This is a genomic window from Trebonia kvetii, from assembly GCF_007827045.1.
GTDB lineage: Bacteria > Actinomycetota > Actinomycetes > Streptosporangiales > Streptosporangiaceae > Trebonia > Trebonia kvetii.
In genome coordinates, this window is sequence record NZ_RPFW01000009.1 from 293,612 (window position 1) to 311,363 (window position 17,752).

17 protein-coding genes are annotated in these 17,752 nt (G+C 66.9%); 4 read left to right on the forward strand and 13 right to left on the reverse strand.

All coding sequences use genetic code 11. The features are described 5' to 3' along the window. The first annotated feature begins 2 nt into the window (after positions 1-2). Both EAS64_RS38100 and EAS64_RS38105 read left to right on the forward strand, forming a co-directional pair. Positions 3-1,019 carry an endonuclease/exonuclease/phosphatase family protein gene (locus EAS64_RS38100; protein ID WP_187366489.1) on the forward strand — a complete coding sequence of 339 codons (1,017 nt, stop codon included), beginning with the start codon at positions 3-5 and terminating at the stop codon, positions 1,017-1,019. Positions 1,020-1,131: 112 nt separating this feature from the next. Then, on the forward strand, positions 1,132-1,581 hold the full coding sequence (locus EAS64_RS38105; protein WP_145861252.1) for a hypothetical protein: 450 nt from the start codon (positions 1,132-1,134) through the stop codon (positions 1,579-1,581). 22 nt (positions 1,582-1,603) lie between these two features. On the opposite strand, the gene EAS64_RS44205 is transcribed toward EAS64_RS38105, so the two are convergent. The 10 genes from EAS64_RS44205 to EAS64_RS46995 form a co-directional block, all read right to left on the reverse strand. Then, positions 1,604-1,756 (reverse strand): hypothetical protein, encoded by a 153-nt coding sequence (locus tag EAS64_RS44205; RefSeq protein ID WP_187366475.1) that lies wholly within the window; start codon positions 1,754-1,756, stop codon positions 1,604-1,606. A gap of 271 nt (positions 1,757-2,027) precedes the next feature. Further along, positions 2,028-2,414, reverse strand: coding sequence for a VOC family protein (locus EAS64_RS38110; RefSeq protein WP_145861254.1), 387 nt, complete (start codon positions 2,412-2,414; stop codon positions 2,028-2,030). A gap of 58 nt (positions 2,415-2,472) precedes the next feature. Then, the gene (locus EAS64_RS38115) at positions 2,473-3,603 is read right to left on the reverse strand and encodes a hypothetical protein (RefSeq protein WP_145861256.1); all 1,131 of its coding nucleotides are present in this window, start codon (positions 3,601-3,603) and stop codon (positions 2,473-2,475) included. A gap of 396 nt (positions 3,604-3,999) precedes the next feature. Beyond that, positions 4,000-4,818, reverse strand: a complete 819-nt coding sequence (locus tag EAS64_RS38120; RefSeq protein ID WP_246116076.1) for a DeoR/GlpR family DNA-binding transcription regulator — start codon at positions 4,816-4,818, stop codon at positions 4,000-4,002. A gap of 2 nt (positions 4,819-4,820) precedes the next feature. Then, entirely contained in the window at positions 4,821-5,678 is an 858-nt protein-coding gene (locus EAS64_RS38125; RefSeq protein ID WP_145861258.1) for a carbohydrate ABC transporter permease, read from the reverse strand. Next, complete coding sequence (locus EAS64_RS38130; RefSeq protein ID WP_246116077.1) at positions 5,675-6,676, reverse strand: carbohydrate ABC transporter permease; 1,002 nt, start codon at positions 6,674-6,676, stop codon at positions 5,675-5,677. Before EAS64_RS38130 ends, EAS64_RS38125 begins: the two co-directional genes overlap by 4 nt. A 26-nt stretch (positions 6,677-6,702) precedes the next feature. Next, positions 6,703-8,043, reverse strand: a complete 1,341-nt coding sequence (locus tag EAS64_RS38135; RefSeq protein ID WP_145861260.1) for an ABC transporter substrate-binding protein — start codon at positions 8,041-8,043, stop codon at positions 6,703-6,705. A 352-nt stretch (positions 8,044-8,395) separates the two neighbouring features. Beyond that, complete coding sequence (locus tag EAS64_RS38140) at positions 8,396-10,045, reverse strand: alpha-amylase family protein (RefSeq protein WP_145861262.1); 1,650 nt, start codon at positions 10,043-10,045, stop codon at positions 8,396-8,398. A 238-nt stretch (positions 10,046-10,283) separates the two neighbouring features. Next, entirely contained in the window at positions 10,284-10,619 is a 336-nt protein-coding gene (locus tag EAS64_RS46990) for an alkaline phosphatase family protein (RefSeq protein WP_187366476.1), read from the reverse strand. After that, positions 10,619-11,710, reverse strand: coding sequence for an alkaline phosphatase family protein (locus tag EAS64_RS46995; RefSeq protein WP_145861266.1), 1,092 nt, complete (start codon positions 11,708-11,710; stop codon positions 10,619-10,621). The genes EAS64_RS46990 and EAS64_RS46995 overlap by 1 nt, the downstream gene beginning before the upstream one ends. Before the next feature lie 448 nt (positions 11,711-12,158). Between EAS64_RS46995 and EAS64_RS38155 the strand changes: the two genes are divergently transcribed. Beyond that, positions 12,159-13,049 (forward strand): alpha/beta fold hydrolase, encoded by an 891-nt coding sequence (locus EAS64_RS38155; RefSeq protein WP_145861268.1) that lies wholly within the window; start codon positions 12,159-12,161, stop codon positions 13,047-13,049. A 70-nt stretch (positions 13,050-13,119) separates the two neighbouring features. Here EAS64_RS38155 and EAS64_RS38160 read toward each other — a convergent pair whose 3' ends face one another. Both EAS64_RS38160 and EAS64_RS38165 read right to left on the reverse strand, forming a co-directional pair. After that, the gene (locus tag EAS64_RS38160) at positions 13,120-14,067 is read right to left on the reverse strand and encodes a TIGR03621 family F420-dependent LLM class oxidoreductase (RefSeq protein ID WP_145861270.1); all 948 of its coding nucleotides are present in this window, start codon (positions 14,065-14,067) and stop codon (positions 13,120-13,122) included. 707 nt (positions 14,068-14,774) lie between these two features. Then, positions 14,775-15,386 carry a DNA-3-methyladenine glycosylase I gene (locus EAS64_RS38165; protein WP_145861272.1) on the reverse strand — a complete coding sequence of 204 codons (612 nt, stop codon included), beginning with the start codon at positions 15,384-15,386 and terminating at the stop codon, positions 14,775-14,777. A gap of 480 nt (positions 15,387-15,866) precedes the next feature. Between EAS64_RS38165 and EAS64_RS38170 the strand changes: the two genes are divergently transcribed. Beyond that, on the forward strand, positions 15,867-16,676 hold the full coding sequence (locus EAS64_RS38170; protein ID WP_246116078.1) for an SAM-dependent methyltransferase: 810 nt from the start codon (positions 15,867-15,869) through the stop codon (positions 16,674-16,676). A gap of 130 nt (positions 16,677-16,806) precedes the next feature. Here EAS64_RS38170 and EAS64_RS38175 read toward each other — a convergent pair whose 3' ends face one another. Then, positions 16,807-17,562 (reverse strand): uroporphyrinogen decarboxylase/cobalamine-independent methonine synthase family protein, encoded by a 756-nt coding sequence (locus EAS64_RS38175; RefSeq protein ID WP_145861274.1) that lies wholly within the window; start codon positions 17,560-17,562, stop codon positions 16,807-16,809. Positions 17,563-17,752 lie beyond the last annotated feature (190 nt).

Genomic DNA, 17,752 nt, shown 5'->3' on the forward strand with positions numbered 1-17,752 from the left:
CGATGATGCAGGTGGACGCGGCGGAGCCAGAACAGAGCCACACCTCCCTGTCGGGCCCCTGGAAGCGCGGCCTCGTCCTCGCGGCGCAGGCGCTGCTGCTCGGGCTGCTGATGGCGCTGCACGCGCAGATCCCGAACCGGGGAGCAGGGAACCTTGGCAGCCTGACGGAGACGGCCCTACCGTGGCTCGGCCTGTTCATCCCTGTGCTGCTTGCCTTGGCGCTGCTGCGCGGCTCCGCTTCCGCTGTGGCGGCGCTGCTGCTGCCGGCCATGGTGTGGCTGAACCTCTTCGGCGGGGTGCTCAGCGACAAGTCCCGCTCCGCGGGGTTCCTTACCGTGGCAAGCGAAAATGTCGGCGCAGGCAACCACGACCCGGTCGGCACCGCCCGCGACCTGGCTGCCTCCGGCGCGGACGAGCTGGCCCTGGTGGAGCTGACACCACAGGCCACGGGCACGTACGAGACGGAGCTGGCGAAGGCGTACCCGTACCACACGCTGCAGGGCACGGTCGGGCTGTGGAGCAAACTGCCACTGTCGGGCACTCGGCCGATCGACATCATGGACTACGGGCCGCTGGCGGACACGATGACAGCAGGCAGCAAGCTGGAACTGGGCCGGGCGCTGCGCGCCACGGTGGCCACGAATCACGGGCCACTCACCGTCTATGTGGCTCACCTGGGGTCCGTACGGGTGAATCCGCGGGCGGGCTTTTGGACTGCCTCGCGAGACATAGGCGTGCAGGCGCTGAGCACGGCCATCGCAGACGATCCGAGTAAGCGGGTGGTCCTGCTCGGCGACCTGAACGGGTCTGTGGACGACCGGGCGTTCGCCGGCATCACCGCACAGCTGCTCTCGGCCCAGCACGTGTCCGGGAGCGGCTTCGGCTTCACCTGGCCGGCGTCCTTCCCCGTGGTGCGGATCGACGAGATCCTGGTCAGAGGTGTAGAGCCGGACAAATCCTGGGTGCTGCCGGCCAACGGCAGCGACCACAGGCCGGTGGAGGCCACAATCAGCTGGTGAACACCGCGGAACGACCCCGGCGAACCCGGGTGCGGTACCCGATGGCGACCCTGGCGCTGTTAAGCCCAGTGTGGCCGCCCGCCACAGCCACGCGCACTATACGGTGTAGGACATGTCAATCCCCACCGCGGAGAAGCCCCCGGCGCTGAGCGCGAAGGCGGCCAACCGCATCCGCATGGCCAGCTTCGGCGCCCTGACGATGCTGGTCCTCCAGTTCGTGCTCGGGACCGCCTACAGCCTGTACGGGACCGCGCCGACGAGCAGCAAGTCCGTCGGCATGTTCTCCAGCCCGCTGCTCGCGGTCCATGTGATCCTCGGCATCCTGCTGGTCATCGCCGCCATCATGCTGGTTGTGCGGGCGATCCAGGCACGGCACAGGCCGACCATTGCCACCACCTCGGCGGGCCTGCTGGTCATCTTGGGCGCGTTCGGTGCCGGCTCATCCTTCGCTCAGGACGGCAGTGACGGCGCGTCGCTCGGCATGGCCCTGCTGACCGCCGTTGCCATGCTCTGCTACGCAGCCAACCTGGTTATCCTCGGAAAGCCGGACGCCAGCAGCTGATGAGACGGTGCGTTCCGGCTCTTCAGCGCGGGATAGCGGCGCCGGCCTGGGCGACAGGTTCGTCGGTGACGTCCCACTGCGCCAGCGGTCGGCCGTCGACACGCCACGGCTCCTGGCGCCCGAATACGGTGCGGCTTTCCTGGTAGCTGCCCTCGCAGAGGTACGCCAGCGTCACGTCGCGGGCGTGCGCCTTCTCCTTGACTAGCAGTCTGGAACGGGCGGACTCGTACTCATCGCGGCTGGTAACGGAGGCAGCGCGGAGACTGCCAGCGGCTCGGTGGGCAGGCGGCGCACAATCTCTCCTTCTCCCGACCGTGCCTGGCACGGCACTAGCTTCTTCGCCTCATGTCCACGCCTGGACCGGGCTCTGCCAACGTAGACCAAACGCGGAACGCGAACTAATCGGCGGGACTGCCCCTCGGCGTGCGAGCGCCTTCACCGCCGGGTCATCTCTGGTCGCGGCGCAGCGGGTGGTCCTCGGGAACCTCGACCAGCACGATGGGGACGCCATCGGGATCTTCGATCCACATTTCCACCAGGCCCCATGGCTCCTGCACCGGCTTGCGCACGACGCGGGCCCCGGCTGCGGCCAGCCGGCCGTACTCGGCGCGGACATCGCGGACCTGCAGCCAGATCCTCACCGAGGCCGCGGAAGGGCCCGGCGCGTGCCCCGATACCTCGAGCAGTCCCTGGCCGAGAAAGAACACGACGGCGGGATCATCCGCAGGCCCGAACTCGCGGTAGACCGCCAGGCCCAGAACATCGCGGTAGAAGTGCCTGCTCCGGCCCAGGTCGGCCGGACGCAGCAGGATGCGGCTGCTGAGTACCTCCATCCTGCAATCCTCGCAGGTCGGCTGTTGGGCGATGCGCCCGTCGCACAGCCCTGCGTGATCAATTAGGTGACCCCAGCAGTCCCAGCGGGCTCGGCGCCGAGAATTCGACATGCAGCGCGGCCCGACCGTCGGCCAGCTGCACCGTGGTGACCTCTGCAGGCCGGTACGGGGACTGCTGGGCGAGCAGGAACCTCTTTGCGGCATTGAGCGTCGCCGCGGCGCCCCCGCTACCTGCCGGGGCTACCGATATGTCGGCTGAACGCAGCGGTACGGCGGGGTCCGCGCCAGCCGTCGGCGCCCCGAACCCGGTGATGTCGAGGTGATACGGCGTGGCCAGCGCCGCGATAACGCTGAGCAGGCGCGCGTCCACCTGCCCGGCGGCAAGTTCGCGGCGGCCGACAGGAGATACTCGGACGTCAGGGTTGCGCAGCAGTTGTGCACCGACGGAACGCCGGGCGGAGGCGTCGGTTTGCAAGCTGCGCTGGTATGCGGCGGAACCGTCAGCGGCCACGACCAGAACGGTAACCCGAGCGCTCCCCGACCCGAATGTGGCCAGTGCCACCGGGGCGTACACGCTGGTTAGGCGACTGCCAAACTCCTCACGGACGGCCGCCGTGGAAACGATCACGTCGCTGCCGAGCGGCGCGGCGTTGCCGGTCCCGAGCAGGAGCAGGCGGGCCGCTGGAATCCCGTCGCCCTGCAGCACCGCGCACATCTGCGGATCGCAGGCAATGATCGCGGCTGGGTCGACTTGGCGGGCTATCCACGCCGCCGCCGCGGTCCGGGCTGCTGCCGCGCCTGCGATCGCGGCCTCATCCGGAGGCGGTCCCCCGCTCAGCGGCCCGGTAAGTCCCGGGCCCGCCCGCCCGTTCCCAACTGTCGTGCGGTGGATCAGCGTGACGGTGAGGGCTCCCCCGCAAAACAGCATGGCTGCCACGATGATCGCGCCAGCCAGCATGAACCGCTTCCGGGTCCACATCCGGATGGTGTTTGCCTGTGGCGTGCCCCAGGGCGGGTGGGCTTCGGGCAGCCCCTGGGTGGTCGCGGGCGGCGGCACTGACCACCTGGACTCGGGCGGCCGGGTATCACGGGACTCAGGGGCCGGCGGGTCGGCGCCAGGGTCAGTCCCATTCAGGGCCGCCGTGCTGGACTGCTGGTAGTCCTTGCCATCGAGGCGGGCCAGTGCCACCGACTTCCGGATAACCGCCAGGTCGTGATCGGACAGGATTACCCTGCCATGCGCGGCGGTGCCGCTAGTTCCCGGGCGGCGGGGCGGCCGGACCCGCATCGGCAAGCTGTCCGTCCCGGTTCCTGGTGACCGAGAAGCAGTGCTGTCTGGCGTTCCCGGGCCGGTTGACGCGCCGCGCTCGTGCGGTGCCCGTATGCCCGCATCCCCGCGTTCCGGTTCGGGTTGTTGCCCCTGCCAGTTATGTGGTCGTGCGCGTGAGTCATCCACCGGCCCCCCCGGTAGTGCTCTAATGCGAAGTTTCTGCCCTTTGAAGCAGCAGAGCAGAGATAACCAGTGACTTCAACCTAAATTACACAATGTAACTAGCAAAATACGTACTGTTGGGTAGGCGAAGCTTCAGACAGCGGCTTCCTTGGGGTCGGCGACGAGGAGCTCGCCGACCAGGTTGCTCAGTGCGTCGCGGGCCTCGACGCTCAGACCTTCATCGGAGACAAGGACGCTGACGTCAGCGAGCTGGGCCATGGCGCACAGGCCGACCACGCCCCACTTGGTGTGGTCGGCGAGTACGATCAGGCGGCTGGTCGCTGCGATCATGGCGCGGTTCATGTCCGCCTCCATGAGGTTGGGCGTGGTGAGCCCGGCCTTCGGGTCCATCCCGTGCACGCCGAGCAGCAAGGCGTCCACGTGCAGGTCGTTGATCGTTTGAACGGCGACAGGGCCGACCAGCGCGTCGGACGGGGTGCGCACGCCGCCGGTGAGCAGTACCGTCTGCGTCCTGTCACCGTGGGCGTGCAGGTAGTCGGCCACCCGGACGCTGTTGGTGACCACCGTGAGGCCGGGAATCTTGGCGAGGTGGACGGCTGTCGCGTACGTCGTCGTGCCAGCGCTGACCGCGACCGTGGTGCTCGGCTCGATCAGGGAAGCCGCCATCGCACCGATCTGGTCCTTTGCGGCCAGCTCACGGTGCGACTTCGCCTCGAATCCAGGCTCGTCACTCGTGCTCCGCGTGGGTGCCGTCGCACCGCCGTACACCTTCTTGATCAAGCTCTGGCGGGCGAGCGCGTCGATGTCCCGGCGCACCGTCATCTCGGAAACGCCGAGCAGCTCGGCTAGCTGCGTGATCCGGGCGCCGCCGACCCGCTCGATCTCCGCGACTATCCGGTCCTGGCGCTGGGCTGGCAGCATAGCGGGGCCGCCGGCCTCATGGTCCGCCATGGTCAGCCCTTCGTCGATCCGAGGGTGAGGCCAGCGATGAACTGACGCTGTAGCAGAAGGTACACGACCAGGGTAGGTACGGCGACGATCACGGCGGCGGCGGCGATCAGGTTTTGGTTGGAGACGAACTGTCCCTGCAGGTTGGCCAGTGCCGACGTTACGGGCCGCTTGCCGCCCGTTGAGATCAGCGTGATCGCCCAGAAGAAGTCGTTGTAGATCCAGGTCGTCAGCAGCGTGGCCAGGGCGGCCAGGGCGGGGCGGCACAGCGGCATCGTCATCCGCCAGTAACGCGCCCACAGGCCCGCGCCGTCCACCTCGGCGGCCTCGTACATCTCACCGGGGATGGTGCGCATGTAGTTGCTCAGGACGAACACGCAGAAGCCGGTCTGAAATGCGACGTTGATGACGATGAGGCCGATGGTGGAGTCATACAGGTAGCCGCTTGAGCTGAGAAAGCCCGGCAGCGGTATGAGCAGGTAAAGGCGGTAGAGCGGGGTGATGATGACCTGCTGCGGCAGCAGGTTGCCCGCAGTGAACAGCAGCAGGAGCGCCAGGTTGACCTTCATGGTGACCCGGGTCACCACGAAGGCGACCATGCTCGCAAGCAACAGGGTCACGATCACCGCCGGAACGGTGATCAGCACCGAATTGCCGAAAAACCGTAGCATGTCGCTCTGGGTCCAGGCGTTGACATAATTCTGGAACGTGAAGGTGTGCGGCAGGCTCACGTAGCCGTACTGGCTCGTCTCCGCGTACGGGCGGAAGCTCACGTACAGCGCGAAGAGCAGCGGGACCAGCCACGCCAGACAAGCGACGATCATGAACACGTAGGCCGCGGTGCGCCATGACGCACGCTTCATCGCGTCTCCCTCCGGCCGAACATCTGGTACACGAAGACCGAGATGGGGATCAGCGAGATCACCAGCAGCACAACGCCAAGCGCGGAGCCGAAGCCGATCCGCGAGGTCTCGCCGACGATGTTGTTCGTGATCAGCGCGGACAGCAACTCGAGGCCGTTGGTGCCCTTGTTCGTGATGTACACGAGGTCGAACGCGCGGAGCGACTCGATGACCGTCACCACCGCGACCACGACGTTCATCGGCATCATCGACGGGAACGTGACCCGCCAGAACACCTGCCAGGCATTCGCGCCGTCGATCCGGGCGGCCTCCTTGAGGTTGGCGTCTACCGCCTTCAGCCCGGCGAGGTAGAGCACCATCACGTACCCGGCCTGCCGCCAGCTCGCCTCGACAAGAACCGCCCACAGGTTCAGGTTCGGGTTACCAAGCCAGTCGATCAGGTTGGCGTTCGTGTTGTGCCCGATCACGGTGTTGATCAGGCCGTAGTTCGGTGAGTAGATGAACTCCCAGATGATGCCGATCAGCGCGAGGCTGAGCATCACCGGCATGAACAGGATGGTCTGGTAGACGCGGTTACCGCGCAGCCCCGTGTCGATCAGGACGGCGAAGAACATCCCGAGGGGCGCCGCGATGAAGACGAACACGCCGAGCCAGATCAGGTTGTGCTGCACCGCGGGCCAGAACGGCGGGTAGTTGGTGGCCGCCTCGTGGTAGTTCTGCACGCCGGTGAAGCACCCGTTGTCCGGGAACAGGCCGCCGGCGATGCAACTACGGGCGTGCAGGCCGCCGATCCCGCTCCACTTGAACAGTGACAGCGCGATCGAGACCACGGCGGGGCCCCAGATGAAGGCGAGGTCGGCCAGTACGGGAATGGCGAGCATCGCCGCGGCGACCAGGATGTCCCGGCGGGAAAAGCGGCGGGCGGACCGCATGCGGCGGCCGCCATTCGCCTGCGTCTCCTGCCGGGCCGTATCCCGGCGGGCCACATCGTGGGTCACGACTGGTGTCCCGTTCGCATCGTTGGCTAAAAGATCGACTTGGCCTGACTCGCCAGGCTGGACTGCATCGGCTTGATGCCGGACGCGGCGGGGTTGGCGATGAACTTCAGGATCGCCGTCTCCAGGGCCGTCGCCATCGGCGGCGCGGTGTCCCGGTCGCCGAACTGGGCGACACCCTTGAGGTTCGCCATCGCCTGCACGGACGCGGTCTGGATGGAGTTGTAGGTCGGCACCTGGGCACCGGTGGCCACGGCCACGTCCCACTGGTCGTACTTGAGGTAGCTCGCCTCGGCGGCGCCGGTGCCGATGTACTGAAGCACCTGCTTGGCCGCGTCCTTGTTCTTCGCCTTGGCCGGCAGGATGAAGCCGTCCATCGGCGCGTCTATGTAGTCCTGGCCGAAGCTGGGGTTGATGGTGGGGAACGGGAAGAACGCCAGGTCGTCCAGCTTCTTGCCGTCGGTGACGTACTGGGCGGCGACCTGGTTCGTGCCCTGGAACATCATGCCCGCCTGCTTGGCTTCCAGGGTCTTGGCCGCGTCTTCCCAGATGCGGCCGGCGGCGCCGCTCTGCATGTAGGGCAGGAGCTCACCCCACTGGTTGAACACGTCCGTGACCTGCGAGTCCGTGTAGGACGCCTGGTTGTGCATCAGCTTGATGTGGTAGTCGAAGCCATTGACACGCAGGTTCAGGATGTCGAACATGCCGAGCGCGGGCCACTGGTCCTTGTCGGCGAAGGCGAACGGGACGAGGCCGTCGGACTTCATCTTCTTGGCCAGGGTGATCAGGTCGTCCCACGTCGCGGGGACGGTGTAGCCCTTCTGCGTGAAGGTGCTCTTGTTGTAGAAGACCACCCACGGGTAGTTGTAGATCGGCACGAAGTAGTACTTGCCGTCGGCGCCCTTACACAGCGCCTTCACCGCGTCGCTGAAGTTCGCGCCGATCTTGTCCCATACGTCGTCGACGGGCTCGAGCAGTCCCTGCGCCGCGAAGTACTGCATCCGGTACCCGGCGAACCAGGTTGCGAGGTCATTCGGCGTTCCTTGCAGGTAGGACGTGATGTCATCCTGAAAGGTATTGTGATCGACTGTGTTAACTGAGATGTTCACGCCGGTGGCCTTCTTGGCGTTGCTCACCAGGGCCGCGAAGGCCTGCTTCGGCGCGGGGTCGGAGTAGTTGGAGCCGAAGCTGATGGTGCCGCCGCTCGTCCCGCCGGACGCCGACGTACCGCCACCGCTGGGGCTGCTTGTGCTGGAACTGCAGGCGGCGAGGGCACCTGGGATGGTGACTAGCCCGGCGGCCGCGGCCAGTCCCTTGAGGGCGGCTCGTCGGTTGAATTGAAGATCTTCGGAGGAGGATGTGCGCTTCATTGCCACTCCTTGCAGGTGCTTCCCGCCTTTTCTAAACCCTCGGTATGGTTAACGAGAGCCGACAAGATCATCTCAACACAGAACACGATGCTGTCAAGATCTGCTCATGTAGGCTTACCGAGCCGTTATCTTGGCATACACACGTGCCACGGCGACCCCATCGGACAGCGCTAAAGCCCTGCCGAGCGCGGCGTTCCCCGTTCCGGAAGACCTCGCACGATAAACTTTGATAGAAGTTGACCAACTTCTGGCAGTGGCGTATGAACGTACGGCAGGAAATGTTAAGCCTCGATAAGCCGTACGACCTCGAGAAGGTCCAGGACGGCGCGACGGCCGACAGCCCCGTCACCGTCTACAGGGAAAATTCCCTGCGCAGGCAGATCCAGCGGTAGCCGTAGCCGCCGACCGGGAGCTTAGCTAGGTCGATGTCGCCGTAATCGCGATCCGCGAACATTTCGGTGGGCGATTCGGCGATGTCGTCGAGGCTGCTGACATCGACGAGGGCGTCTTGGTCGCCGAGGTTGTGCACGAACAGTATGGTGCCGGCCGTGTCGTCGGCACGGTGCACAAGGACGCCGGGCGGCGTGGGCACGTCGACATGGGCACACGAGCCGGTGTTTATCTCCGGGCACTCGCGCAGTGTGGACATCATCCGTTCGAACCACGACAGCAGTGAGCCGTGATCGTTGCGCTGGGCCTGTACGTTGACTTTTTGGTAGCCGAACGCACCCTCGGCGACGACCGGATGGACAAGCTGGCCGGGTGCGGCGGCGGAGTAGCCGGCGTTGGGCAGCGGCGACCACTGCATAGGCGTGCGGATCGACTCCCGGTCCGGAAGCGACAGGTCGTCGCCCATGCCGATCTCTTCGCCGTAACGGATGACTGGTGTTCCGCGCAAGGTGAACTGAAGCGAGTAGGCCAGCCGGAGACGGCGCTGGTCGCCGCCGAGCATCGGCGCGAGCCGGCGGCGGATTCCTCGCCCGTACAGGCGCATGTCCTCCTGCGGGCCGAATGCGGCGAACACCGTCTGCCGCTGGTCGGCGGTGAGCCGGGACAGGTCGACCTCGTCGTGGTTGCGCAGGAACGTGGCCCACTGCGACCCTGCGGGCACCGCTGGGGTGTCGCGCAGCGCATCGATGACAGGCTCCGGATCCTGGCGGGCGAGCGCCAGCATGATCTGGGCGTTGAGCAGGAAGTCGAACAGCATGTGCAGCCGGTTGGCTGAGCCGCCGCTGTCGCCGAAGTAAGCGGCGATCTGGTCGGCGTCGACGTTCGCCTCGGCTAGCAGCAGCGCGTCCCGGCGCTGCCACTGCACATGCTGGCGCAACTCCGTAAGGAACCCGAAGTCCTTATCGCCGCTGCCGCCGTCCGGGGTGGTGCGTTCGATAAGGAACGGCACCGCGTCCATCCGGAATCCGGCAACTCCCAGCTGCAGCCAGAATGACGCGATCTTCTTGATCTCTTCGCGGACCAGGCAGTTCCTGATGTTGAGATCGGGTTGGAACCGGTAGAACCGGTGGTAGTACCAGGCGCCCGCACTCGTGTCATACGACCACGTCTCGTCCTGCTCGCCGGGGAAGACGATGCCCTGCCGCCGGTCGGCCGGCTCCCGTTCGGACCAGACATACCAGTCACGGTGCGCCGAGTCAGGTGAGGAGCGTGCTGACTGGAACCACGGGTGCTGGTCCGAGGTGTGGTTGACCACCAGATCCATGACGACCCGGATGCCCCTGCTGTCCGCCGCCTGCAAGAAGAGCGCGAAGTCGCCGAGTGTGCCAAGCCGGGGATGCACGTTGTAATAGTCGCTGATGTCGTAGCCGCCGTCGCGGTCCGGTGAGGGATGGATAGGGTTCAGCCACAGGCAGTTGACGCCGAGCCTGGCCAGGTAATCCAGCCGGCGTGTCAGCCCGGCGAAGTCACCGGCACCGTCGCCGTCGGAGTCTTGGAACGTCTCCACGTCGAGGCAGTAGATGACTGCCTTTTTGTACCAGCGCTCAGTCATGCGGCTTCACCCTCCCCGGAGCAGCGGCGGCGAAACCCGCTGGTCCGGCGTTTCGCGACTCGGCGGATCAGAGCTTCACGGTCCCCGCGCAGGTGTGATCGCTGCGGTGGTAATCAGAAGCCGGGTACGTCGGTGGTCTTGCATGGCTGCCTCCAGGCTTGTCTGAGTTGATACGGCAAGCCTGTCGACGCGCGGGTCGTAGCGGCAATTGGCCGATGGGCGTACTACCAGTGCGGGGTCAGCCGGTGACCGAGCCCGGCGGGGGGATCGTGCCCGGGCCGGTTGTGCTGCAGGTGAGCGACGAGGGGTCGGCGGCGGCGATCGGAATCGCCAGGTGCGGCGGCTCGGCGAAGGCGGGCTTGTGCAGGTCCAGCATGTCCAGCATCGCGTTCGCGTTCGCGTCACGGAACGTCAGCGCGGGCAGGTTCCACTTGATCTCGACCAGCTTCAGGATGCTGGTGTGGTCGAAGAGGCGGTGCGAAACGTAGTTCCGCCGTGACCAGGGCGACACGAGGGTGAACGGGACACGGAAACCGTACCTGGCGAACCCGTCGAAGCCGTTCTCCCCTGGCACTAGGGTCGGGCCGATGCTGTCATGTCAGGCGGGATCGCGGCGGGCGGCGGCACGTGGTCGTAGTACCCGCCGTGCTCGTCGTAAGTGAGGATCAGCGCGGTCTTGCGCCAACCAGGGCCCTGAATCACCGCGTTGATGATGCTCGCCGCGAACTGCTCGCCCAGCGCGATATTCTGCGGGTTCTCCTCGGAAGTGGTGCCGTAGTCGGGCTCGACCAGGCTGAAGTTCGGCAGGGTCCCTGCGGCCGCGTCGGTGAAGAACTCCGCGTCGAGGACGATCTTCGTCGCGGCATTCTTCTCGTAGAGCGCCGGGTACAGCGCGAGCGAGGACGAGGTCGGAACGAGGGCCGCGGTGTAGTCCTTCCAGGAGATGCCGTGCGCGTCGAACTGGTCGAAGATCGTGCCGGCCGCCGGGTAGTCGGTGAGCGCCGGCGCCGTGTCGTCGATCTGGCCGATCGAGGTCGCCGCCAGCAGGTAGCGCCGGTTGGGGAAGGTCTGGCCGAGGACCGAGGAGTGGTAGCGGTCCGCGATCGGGAACTGCCGGTACAACGAGTAGTAGAACGGCAGGTCTTCGGCCTGCCAGTACCCCATGGCGACGCCGCCGACGGTCTGCGTAGTGAGCGGGTCGATGGGGGTGCTGACGAAGCCGTCCATCCGGCCGTTGTCGTAGGCGTTGTGGCTGGCGGTCCACTCCTGGCTGGGACGGGCATCCAGCTGGCAGTGCGTGGGCATCCGGAACGCATTCTGGATCTGCCCGTTGCCATACGGGTTGGCCGCGGTCGGCAGCCCGTCCCGCCCCAACCTGAACCCGTCCGCCCCTGGGCGCTGCAGCATGCCCAGGTAGTTGTCGTAGGAGTGGTTCTCCATCATCAGCACCACGACGTGCTCGATCTGCGGGATCGTGTCGGTGCCCGCGGCCAGCTTCGGGTAGGGCAGCGACCCCGGCCGGCGAAGCGGTGCCGCACTCGCCGCAGTGCCCCACGCTCCGGTACCGATGAGTGCCCCGGCCGCGATGCCCGTTTTCAGCACGCCCCGCCTGCTGACCCGCCCGGCCGACGCCCCGCCCCCGCCCTTGCCCTGTCGTTCGTCCACGTGAACTCCTCACTGGAACTGGCCGTGCCCTGGTGCGACGAGTCTCCTCGCGCCCAGGAAAAGTCCGGTGAGCGAACGCCGACCCTTAGGTAACGCCTCAGTGGATTCTGCCGTTGCCGCCCAGGAGCAGCCGGCGTGACGGTGGGGGCGCACGCCCATCCCGGCACGTTCTCGCCGTGCTCTGCAAGGGCCAGGTGCCTCGTGCCCGCCGGCCTGGCCGACTTCAGGCAGCGTTACCCGGCAATGCGGATTGCTTACCCCGCACGATGGGTACGTGGGGAAGCGACGTCGGCCTGCTCGGGAGGCCGCCGCGTCGTACGCGGCGTGTACGACCTCACCTCACTGGGCCCGCGGGACTGGGCCGGGGGAACCGACAAGAGTGTTGCCTGGTAAGGCGCACCGTTGAGATCGCTAGCGTCATCCCTGGGAAATCCACAAGGAGGCGGCAATGAGCACAGCTGAGGATCGCACCGGCGGCGAGCTTCGTGACGGCTACGCCGATGTCGGCGGCCAGCGGTTGCATTACGTGGAGGCCGGCGACGGGCCGCTGGTGGTGCTGCTGCACGGGTTCCCCGAGTTCTGGTACGGCTGGCGGCTGCAGATCCAGCCGCTGGCGAACGCGGGATTCCGGGTGGTCGCGCCCGACATGCGCGGGTACAACCTGTCATCCAAGCCGGCCGATGTCGCGGCCTACGACAGCGGGCAGCTGACCGCGGACATCCGCGGGCTCATCCAGGAACGCGGTGCCGGGTCCGCGCTGTTGGTCGGGCACGACTGGGGCGGAACCGTCGCCTGGGACCTGGCGATGAACCACCCCGAGATGGTGGACCGGCTGGTCATCCTCAACGCGGCTCACCCGCGGAAGCTGTCGCAGGGACTGCATCACCCCGGCCAGCTCCGCAAGTCCTGGTACTTTTTCTTCTTCGACCTGCCGGAGCTGCCGGAAAGCGTCGTCCACGCCAACAACTGGCATTTCTTCCGGCACTTCCTGCACGACGCCCGCCCGGCCTACACGCCGCAGGAGATGGACCGCTACGTCCAGGCGTGGTCGCAGCCGGGCGCGGCGACCGGGATGATCAACTACTACCGGTCCTCGGTGCGGCAAGACCAGAAGAAGGCCGAAGCGGCGCTTGTCCCCGTCCAGGCGCCCACCTTGGTCATCTGGGGGCAGCGCGATCACTACCTCGGCCAGGAACTAGCCGAACCCGACCACGACGACGTGCCCAACCTCGACCGCGTCGAGCGCCTGCCCGACGCCTCGCACTGGGTCCACCACGACGAGGCCGAGAGAGTCAATGCGCTGATCGCCAACTTCTTCGCCCCCGTCCTGGCGAAATAGAAAAAGCCAAGATCACGAGCGCCGTTTGCAGGCCGGCGCCCAGGCGGGGGATTACCCGACGGGCCGGGTTTCACCGCCCGGCGAGCTCCTCCACCACCGGCGCCAGCGCGTCCAGGTCGTCGACGAGGAACGAGCTGATGCCAAAGCGCTCGCGCAGGTCCACGAACTTGCGCGTCAGGTCCTTGAGGCTGCCGATGAACACATGCGGCGAGTCCAGTATTTCCTCGGCGGTCAGCTCGACCCCGGTCGCTGCATGGAGGCGGTCGGCGCGGCGGCGCGCCTCGGCGCGCGGATCGCCGGTGACGACCACCGGCCCCCCGGCGGGGTAGGTGTTGAGCTCCAGTTCGCCGAAACGGTCGCCAGCGGCCTCGCGGATCCAGCTGATCTTCTCCTCGGTTGCCGCGGCGGTCAGGCTCCGGGCGTCGAGGCGGGGCGGGTCGCCCGGCAGCAGCCGCGGCGCCAAGCCGATGATCTGGGCTTCGCGTGCGGCGAGGGTCAGCAGGCGCTTGCCGCCGCCGCCCAGAAAGATCGGCGGGTGCGGGCGCTGCGCCGGTTTGGGCGCGGCGTCATGGCCGGTGATGGCGTAGTGCTCGCCTGAAAAGGAGAATGGCCCCTCGGCGAAGCACCCCTTCAGGATCGCGATCGCCTCGGTCAGGCGCTTGATCCGGTCACCGACCGGTTCGAAGGGGATGCCGATCGCGTCGTGCTCGGGCTTATTCCAGCCCGCGCCCAGGCCGATCTCCAAACGGCCGCCGGACAGCGCGTCGAGAGTGGCGAGGTCCTGGGCCAGCACGGCCGGATGGCGCAGGCAGACGTTGAGCACGAAGGTGCCCACCCGCAGCCGTTCGGTCACCGCCGCGACCATGGCCAGCAGCGGCAGCGCAGCGTACTGCCCGACGAGATGGTCGGGCAGTACGAACGCGGAGCAGCCGACGGCCTCAGCCTTGCGGGCCAGCGAGGTCAGCTCGGCGAAGCCGGGGTTCTCATTGACGGTCGCGAGGAAGCGGAAGGGGCGCATGCCAGCATCCTGCTAGATGAACCGGGTGTTATGTCTAGACGGGCGAGGTCATACTGGCGCCGGGGAGATGGGCACCGTCGACGAGGTCTGCGGGCCGCTCGCCGAGAAAGGCATCGAACTCGGCGGACCATGGTCAGACCACGTACTGGTGTACTCCTGACGGGAGAATCGTGCTGCTGACCCTATTCCGCAAGACCCGCCAGCACGAGCAGCCTGGGTACGCCCCGAAGAGGCTGCCGACGATCCCAAGCGCATCGAGGAAGGTGCACTGAGCCCATCGTCCCCCTCTTGCGCCGCCTCGCCGCTGCCCTCAACGCCGATGTGCGCCTTACCGCTGGACACGACCTCGGCTCCGTCTGGTTCGAAACGCACGCAGCCTGAACCCGTGCAGAAAAGGTGCCGAAAGAGGCCATGCCAATGGTGCTGACGCAGGTCAGGGCATGTTCGTGGGCGGTCTCTAGAACCGCCACGGCTGCCGTCCAGTTCTCACGCTCCAGAACCGCCTGATCAGCGCTCGAATGAGAGCCAGGGTTGCCTGGCGCATGCTGGGACAGATGCGGCTGATATGTCACGGGCTGATTCCCGAAACTGCCTCGCGTCAACGTGAGCCTTGGCTGCTGGCCAGATGCTCGCCGAAACCGTAGATCACAGGCCGTTACTGGTGGCGATTTCGCGTTCGCCGCCACTTTGATGTCCGCCTGTGCTCCTCATGGGTTGCGATCCTCAACGCCCGCGGGCGTGGCGGCGTAGTCGGTCGCGCGGAAGCATCCATGAACGTGGTCGTTGACCACGCCGACGTTCTGCATGAATGCGTACACGCTCGTCGGCCCGACGTACCGGTATCCCTGGGATTTCAGCTGCTTGGCGAACGCCTCGGCCTGCGCGGTCGATTTGGGCAGATCGGCGACGGACCTCGGAGCCCGCTCGCGGGTGGTCTCATAGGACTTCGCGAGCGTCGCCAGGCTCGGAGATGCCGACAGCATCGCGCGGGCGTTCTCGACGGTGGCCTGGATTTTGCCACGGTTACGGATGATCGAGGTGTCCTGCACCAGGAGGTCCACGTCCTGCCCGGTCATCGCGGCAACCTCGGCGGCGTCGAAGCCCCGGAACGCCCTGCGGAACGCGTCCCGCTTGCCGAACACGATCGACCAGCTCAGCCCGACCTCGAACACGCCGAGGGTGAGTGCCTCGAACATCGCGGATTGGTCGTAGGTGCGGGTGCCCCAGACCTCGTCGTGGTAGCGGGCGAAGGCAGCGTCGCCGCCGACCCAGGCGCAGCGCGGCTTGCCGTCGTGCCCGAGGATCACGTCGCTGCTCATCTGGCCTCCCGACGCTCTGCTCGCGTAGTGATGACCTAGGCCACACCGCTGGGGAGGTAGACCATCGCGACGTGGCTGGAGGCAACCGCTTCGATCGCAATTCCCTCTGGCAGCGGCGGGAGCCTGGCACCTCCGCTGGTTGGATTCACACCCCCACTTACGGCAGGGGCTGCAGCCGACGATACTCTCCGCGTCCGCTCGGCGACTCGACGCCATGCCATGGCGAGTCTCAAGACGGCCGGTTGCGAGCTCCATAACCAGGTGATCTGTCCCGCCTACCTCGTTCGCGCGTGGCCTGTCGGTCCAGAGGACCGCGCCAGACCACCTTGCCGGCGGGCCTCTTGAAAGGCGGCTCAGACCCGTTGGCAGCGGCACCCGGCATGATCCCCTCAATTCAGAGTGCCCGGGATCATAGGATTTGTGACTGAGACTTCATGCGCAGCCGGGTCCGTTCGCGGCCCAGATAGAACGGGGCTGACAGTGACGGAGCAAGCAGGGCCGGACCTGGACACGTCACGGCCGCACCCGGCCCGGATCTACGACTACCTGCTGGGCGGGAAGAGCAACTTCGCCGCCGACCGTGCCCTTGCGGAGAAGATGCTCCAGGAAACGCCCGGGCTGCGGATCGCCGCGCGGGAGAACCGCGCGTTCCTCGGCCGGGCCGTGCGGTACCTGGCCGGGGAGGCCGGAGTGCGGCAGTTCCTCGACATCGGGACCGGGCTGCCGACCACCGGCAACGTGCACGAGGTGGCGCAGCGCATCGCTCCGGAGTCCCGGGTTGTCTACACCGACAACGACCCGATGGTCCTCGCCCACGCCCGCGCGCTGCTGACGTCCGCGCCGGGAGGGCGCACCGCCTACATCCACGCCGACCTGCGCGACCCGGCGCAGATCCTCGCCGACCCGCAGGTCCGCAACGTCCTCGACTTCGGCAAGCCGCTCGCACTCGTCCTGGTCGCCGTCCTGCACTTCCTTCCTGACGAGGACAAGCCCGCAGAGGTCGTGGCGACCCTGCTCGACGCGCTGCCGCCCGGCAGCTACCTCGTCGCCTCGCACACCGCGCTGGACCACGCACCCGCCCCGGTGGCCGCCATGGAACGCGCCGCGCGGGCGGGCGGCATCCGGACCCAGCAACGCGACTCCGACGACTTCGCCCGGCTCGCGTTCCCGGGCCTGGAACTTGTCCCGCCGGGCGTCGTCCTGGTCTCCGAGTGGCGTCCCGGCAACAGCATCCTGCTGCCTGACCCGGCCCAGGTCAACGTGTACTGCGGCGTCGCCCGCAAGCCCTGATACGCCACGAGGCGCTTCGCTATATCCCCGATCTAGCCGGGAGGTGCCGCGGACCCCTGGCAGTCAGCCGTCAGGTCACAGCGCCCCGCCACCGGCCGATCGCACCTTGGCATCGGCGGCCTTGACCGCCCTACCGGGGATGTCCCCATAGCCGCGAGCTGGCTAGCTGCGCGCCTTCGGCCATCGTGGCGAGCTTTGCCCAGGCGATTTCCGGTTCCACGATGACCTGGCTGGCGAAAGTGCCGAAGCCGCAGTCGGTGCTAGCGATCACGTTGTCGCGTCCGACTACCCCGGCGTAGCGGCAGATGCGCTGCGCCACGAGCTCGGGATGCTCAATGTAGTTAGTGGTGGAGTCCACTACGCCCGGGATCAGGATCTTCCCGTCTGGCAGCTTGACATCTTCGAATAGCTGCCATTCGTGCTCGTGCCGGGGATTGGCGCCCTCGAGCGACAGGCCCATCGGGCGCGCCTGCAACACCAGCTCGATGATGTCGGCCAGCGGGATATCGGTGTGGTGCGGGCCCACGTAGTTTCCCCAGCACAGATGCAGCCGCATCGCCTCACTCGGGATGTCACGTGTCGCATAGTCGAGCACCGCGAGTCGCTGTGCCACAACCTCGCGGAACTCGCCGATCGTTCGGCGCTCTCCCCGGGCCCACTCGCACGCCAGGTCCGGGCAGTCCAGTTGCAGCAGTAGCCCGGCCTGATAGATGGTGTCGTACTCGGGCTTCATCGCATCCGCCAGCGCGGTGATGTAGTCCTCAGTGCTCCGGTAGTAACGGTTCGGCATGAACATTCCGATCACGCCGGGCGACGCAGCCGACATGAACAACTCGGTCGCGGCGGCTGCGCTGGCCGCCCGAAGATTCGCGATGTCGGCATCCACCTGCGACGTGTCCAGGTAGGCAACCGGACCATCACAACTGGGGTTGCCGACGGGACGCCTGCGGCAAGCTGTTTCGTCACTGACTGCTGCACCGCGTCCCGCACTGCCTGCCCATCATGGCGGTCGGTCAGGCTCGCCGGCCGCGGCAAGCTGCCCGTGTGTTTTGTCAGGATCCGATCCGGGCTGGTCT

Bases quoted from the DNA above. Each gene is read 5' to 3' on its own strand.
- EAS64_RS38100 (WP_187366489.1), top strand. From the start codon at position 3: ATGATGCAGGTGGACGCGGCGGAGCCAGAACAGAGCCACACCTCCCTG.
- EAS64_RS38105 (WP_145861252.1), top strand. From the start codon at position 1,132: ATGTCAATCCCCACCGCGGAGAAGCCCCCGGCGCTGAGCGCGAAGGCG.
- EAS64_RS38110 (WP_145861254.1), bottom strand. From the start codon at position 2,414: ATGGAGGTACTCAGCAGCCGCATCCTGCTGCGTCCGGCCGACCTGGGC.
- EAS64_RS38120 (WP_246116076.1), bottom strand. From the start codon at position 4,818: ATGGCGGACCATGAGGCCGGCGGCCCCGCTATGCTGCCAGCCCAGCGC.
- EAS64_RS38125 (WP_145861258.1), bottom strand. From the start codon at position 5,678: ATGAAGCGTGCGTCATGGCGCACCGCGGCCTACGTGTTCATGATCGTC.
- EAS64_RS38135 (WP_145861260.1), bottom strand. From the start codon at position 8,043: ATGAAGCGCACATCCTCCTCCGAAGATCTTCAATTCAACCGACGAGCC.
- EAS64_RS38140 (WP_145861262.1), bottom strand. From the start codon at position 10,045: ATGACTGAGCGCTGGTACAAAAAGGCAGTCATCTACTGCCTCGACGTG.
- EAS64_RS38155 (WP_145861268.1), top strand. From the start codon at position 12,159: ATGAGCACAGCTGAGGATCGCACCGGCGGCGAGCTTCGTGACGGCTAC.
- EAS64_RS38160 (WP_145861270.1), bottom strand. From the start codon at position 14,067: ATGCGCCCCTTCCGCTTCCTCGCGACCGTCAATGAGAACCCCGGCTTC.
- EAS64_RS38165 (WP_145861272.1), bottom strand. From the start codon at position 15,386: ATGAGCAGCGACGTGATCCTCGGGCACGACGGCAAGCCGCGCTGCGCC.